The 4651-nt window shown below is 66.3% G+C and carries 3 protein-coding genes and 1 pseudogene; all 4 read right to left on the bottom strand.

What is annotated here, in order from left to right; translation table 11 throughout:
• Nucleotides 1–1395 (bottom strand): phenylacetic acid degradation bifunctional protein PaaZ (gene paaZ, locus HU729_RS24910; protein WP_186711864.1); only part of this gene is annotated, 1395 nt, incomplete at its 3' end.
• 24 nt (nucleotides 1396–1419) lie between these two features.
• On the bottom strand, nucleotides 1420–2652 hold the full coding sequence (locus HU729_RS24905; protein WP_186664843.1) for an OprD family porin: 1233 nt from the start codon (nucleotides 2650–2652) through the stop codon (nucleotides 1420–1422).
• Nucleotides 2653–2685: 33 nt separating this feature from the next.
• Nucleotides 2686–4254, bottom strand: a pseudogene (locus HU729_RS24900) (cation acetate symporter); the annotation flags it as partial.
• Nucleotides 4245–4553: a DUF485 domain-containing protein gene (locus tag HU729_RS24895; RefSeq protein WP_054890632.1), complete on the bottom strand. Its 309-nt coding sequence runs from the start codon at nucleotides 4551–4553 to the stop codon at nucleotides 4245–4247. The gene HU729_RS24895 and the pseudogene HU729_RS24900, both read right to left, overlap by 10 nt.
• Between the last annotated feature and the right edge of the window lie 98 nt (nucleotides 4554–4651).

Raw genomic sequence — 4651 nt, 5'->3', positions numbered from 1 at the left:
GGGCGCAGCCTCGCGGTCGAGCACCAGCAGACGGCCGTGCCAGGCGGCGGCCGCGGGAATGGCCTTGGCGGCGATGGCGCGGTCGCGGGTCACCAGGGTCGCCACCAGGCTGCCCTTGCCTCGTGCGGCCAGGGCCAGGGCTTCGTCCAGGTCGTCGTAGGCCATCAGGGTGCTGACCGGGCCGAACGCCTCGATATCGTGGGCGCCGCCCTCGGCGTGCGGGTCGCGTGCGTGCAGCAGGGTCGGGGCGAAGAACGCACCTTCGGCCACGCCTTCGCCCACCGGCGAAAAACCGTCGCTGGCGCCGAACAGTTGGTCGCAGCTTTGCAGCAGGCTGCGCACGCGCTCGCCGACATCACGCTGCTGGTCGTGGGAGGCCAGCGCGCCCATGCGTACGCCTTCGACCGCCGGATCGCCCACCACCACCTTGGCCAGGCGTTCGCGCAGGCGGGTGGCGACGGCATCCAGGTGCCTGGCCGGCACGATGGCGCGGCGAATGGCCGTGCACTTCTGGCCTGCCTTGGTGGTCATCTCGCGCACCACCTCTTTGATGTACAGGTCGAACTCCTCGTCGTCCGGGGTTACATCCGGCCCGAGGATGGCGCAGTTCAGCGAGTCGGCTTCAGCCGTGAAGGGCACCGAGTTGCGCACCAGGTTCGGCGTCATGCGCAGCTTGGCGGCGGTGTCGGCGGAGCCGGTGAAGGTCACCAGGTCCTGGCCCTGCAGGCGCTCGAGCAGATCGCCGGTGCTGCCGATCACCAGTTGCAGGCTGCCGGGCGGCAGCAGGCCGGATTCGTCGATCAGGCGCACCACGGCTTCGGTCAGGTAGCTGGTGGACGTCGCGGGCTTGACGATGCACGGCATGCCGGCGAGGAAGGTCGGCGCGAACTTCTCCAGCATGCCCCAGATCGGGAAGTTGAAGGCGTTGATGTGCACCGCCACGCCTGCCCGTGGCACCAGGATATGGCTGCCGGCGAAACGCCCTTGCTTGCCCAGCGGGATGGCCGGGCCTTCGTGCAGCAGGTTGCCCGAGGGCAACTCGCGGGAGCCGATACCGGAGTAGGAAAACAGCGTGGCATTGCCGCCTTCGATGTCGATCCAGCTGTCGGCACGGGTCGCGCCGCTGTGGTGGGAGAGGGCGTAGAGCTGTTCCTTGCGCTCGGCCAGGTACAGCGCCAGGGCCTTCAGGCGTGCGGCGCGCTGTTGAAAATCCAGGGCCATGAGCCCGGCGAGGCCCTGGCGGCGGCCGAAATCCAGCGCTTCGGCGAAGTCCGGGCGTTCTTCGTGGCTGTAGGCAAGTACTTGCCCGTCGAGGGCGCTGCGCAGGGCCTGGGCGCCGTGCTGGCCGATCCAGCGGCCGGCGATGAAGCTCTGCAGGGTGTGGGCTTCAGACATGCTGTTCTCCTTTGAGGGGCGCGGTTACCACAGCGCCAGGGTGTAGCCGATGATCAGGCGGTTCTCGTCCACGGCGTTGGTCAGGCCATTGCCGGAACGGAAGGTGACGTTGCGCCAGCGCAGGCTGACGTCCTTGAACGGGCCGCTCTGGATGACGTAGGTGATGTCGGTGTCGCGCTCGCGTTCGCGGCCATTGCTGAGGGTCGCGGTTTCGGCGTGGCGACCGTCGGTATAGCGGGTCATGAAGCTCAGGCCCGGAATGCCCATCGCGACGAAGTCGTAGTCGTAGCGCACCTGCCAGGAGTCGAGACCTGCGCGGGTGAAAGTGTTGTAGGTGACCAGGTTGACGGTGTAGGGGTCGCCGCCGTTGAGAAACGGAAACGCGCTGTCGCCGGACATCTGCTGCCAGGTGGCGGTGAACTTGTGGGCCTTCACGCCCAGGGTGAACATGGCGTTGAAGTTGCGGTTGTCGATGCGCCCGGCGCGTTCGGCGCCGTCGCCGCGGCTGTCGAAGTAGCGCAGGTCGCTGCGCAGGCTCAAACCCTCGCCCAGTGGCTGGGTGTGCAGCAGGCCCAGGTACTGCTGGCGGTAGATCTCGTCGAGCTTGGCGTAGTAGTAGCTGACGCTGGTCTGCGGGGTGATCGCGTAGCTGCCGCCACCGAAGTCGAAGTGGTCGCTGCTGGCCGCGCCGTAGCCAATGTCGTCGCGCCCGGAGGAGTCGCGCAGGTTGGCCTTGGTCAGGCGTCCGGCGTTGACGGTCAGCCCCTCAAGCTCCTGGCTGGTCAGCAGGCCGCCCTGGAAGGTCGATGACAGCAGGCGGGTGTCGTTGTACACCACCACGGGCAGAATCGGCTGCAGGGTGCCCAGGCGCAAGGTGCTCTTCGATACCCGCAGCTTGCCGGTCAGCCCCAGCTCGCTGTAATCGTCCACCGGCTCCAGGCTGTGCGGGCCGAAGGGCAGCAGGCCAGTGTTGCGCCGGTCGCGGCTGGAGTCGAGCTTGATCCCCAGTTGCCCCATGGCATCCACGCCCAGCCCTACCGGGCCCTCGCTGAAGCCCGATTCGAAGCGTGCGGTGAAACCCTGGGCCCATTCCTCGGCCTTGGCTTGCGGCGCATTGGACTGGCGGAAGTCGCGGTTGATGTAGTGGTTGCGCAGCTCGACGCGGGCGTGGCTGTCAGCGATGAAATCCGCCATGGCGGGCAAGGGCAGGGCGAGGGTGGCCAGCCAGGCGGCCGACTTGAGACGAGTGTGGTTCATTGTTGTTATATCCGACATTCGAGGTTCAAGGGTTCAGTGCTTGCTGGCGCCCGCGGCGCCGATCCCGGTCATGGAGCGAATGAACTGGCCCAGGTAGCGGCCACGTTCTTCGCTGGCCCGTTGCGAGCTGTCGGTGACCGAGAAGGCCCAGGCACCGAGGAAGGCCAGGCTCATGGAGAACAGCGCCGGGTTGCTGTAGGGGAACAGCGCGCGCTCGTTGTGCAGCACGTTGACCCACACCGCCGGGCCCAGCACCACCAGCACGATGGCCGAGACCAGCCCGGCCATGCTGCCGGCTACTGCGCCACGGGTGGTCAGGCCCTTCCAGAACATCGAGAGCAGCAGCACCGGGAAGTTGACCGAGGCGGCGATCGCCAGCACCAGGCCAGAGAGGAAGGCAATGTTCTGCGATTCGAACAGCAACCCCAGCAGCACCGCGAGCAGGCCGATCAGCAGAGTAGCGATGCGCGACATGCGCATTTCTTCCTGCTCGCTGGCCTGGCCCTTGCGCACGACGCAGGCATAGAGGTCGTGGGAGATCGCCGAGGCACCGGACAGCGCCAGGCCTGCGACCACGGCAAGAATCGTGGCGAAGGCCACCGCCGAGATGAAGCCCAGGAACAGGTTGCCACCCACGGCCTGGGCCAGGTGCACGGCGACCATGTTGCCGCCGCCGATGATCGCGCCGCTGGCGTCTCGGTAGGCCGGCTCGGTCCCCACCATGACGATGGCGCCGAAACCGATGACGATCAGCAGCAGGTAGAAGTAGCCGATGAAGCCTGTGGCGTAGAACACGCTCTTGCGTGCTTCCTTGGCGTCGCTGACGGTGAAGAAGCGCATGAGGATGTGTGGCAGCCCGGCGGTGCCGAACATCATGCCCAGGCCCAGCGAGATGGCGTCGATGGGGTTGGACAGCAGTGCCCCGGGGGCCATGATCGCCTGGCCCTTGGCATGCACCGCCACGGCGCTGGCGAACATTGCCTCGGTGCTGAAACCGAAATGCTTGAGCACCATGAACGCCATGAAGGTGGTGCCTGACAGCAGCATCACCGCCTTGATGATCTGCACCCAGGTGGTGGCGAGCATGCCGCCGAAGGTCACGTACAGCACCATCAGTACGCCTACCAGGGTGACGGCGTAGAGGTAGCTGATACCGAACAGCAACTCGATCAGCTTGCCGGCACCGACCATCTGCGCCACCAGGTACAACAGCGCGACGGTCAGTGTGCCGAACGCTGCGCTCAGGCGCACCGGGGCTTGGGCCAGACGATAGGAGACCACGTCGGCGAAGGTGTACTTGCCCAGGTTGCGCAGGCGCTCGGCGATCAGGAACAGGATGATCGGCCAGCCGGCGAGTACGCCCAGGGCGTAGAGCAGGCCGTCGTAGCCGTTCATGAACATCATTGCCGAGATGCCGAGGAAGGACGCGGCGCTGATCATGTCGCCCGCGATCGCCAGGCCGTTCTGCATCCCGGTCAGGCCGCCGCCTGCCGTGTAGAAATCACTGGTCGAGCGCGTGCGCGCCGCGGCCCAGCGGGTCACCAGCAGGGTGAAGCAGACGAACACCATGAACATCGAGATGGCAGTCCAGTTCATTGCGCGCACTCCTGGCGAACCTTGTCGTTGAGCGGGTCGATGACGCGGTTGGCACGGTGCATGTAGATGCCGGTCAGGGCGAACGACAACAGCACCATCAGCACCCCCACCAGCATGCCGACGCTGGTGACGCCGCCACTGAGCGACTGACCGAGCAGACCGGGGGCGAAGGCCACCAGCAGCACGAAGCCGTAGTAGGCGGCGAGCATGGTGAGGGTGAGGCTGCCGTTGAGGCGGCGCTTGCGGCGGATCAGTTGCTGGAAGTCGGGGTGCTTGCTGATGGAATCGATGTGCTCGGGTGTCATGGGAAGCGGTCCTCTGTCTTGTAATTGTTTTTTCAGGTCACGCAGGGTGTTGCAGGGTTGCTGGCGGCCTCATCGCGGGACGAGCCCGCTCCCACAGG

Origin of the sequence: Pseudomonas sp. RW10S2 (genome assembly GCF_014268985.1) — a bacterium.
GTDB classification, from domain to species: domain Bacteria; phylum Pseudomonadota; class Gammaproteobacteria; order Pseudomonadales; family Pseudomonadaceae; genus Aquipseudomonas; species Aquipseudomonas wayambapalatensis.
The sequence above is the reverse complement of the archived record's forward strand: the minus strand, read 5'-3'. Positions and strand labels throughout refer to the sequence as shown.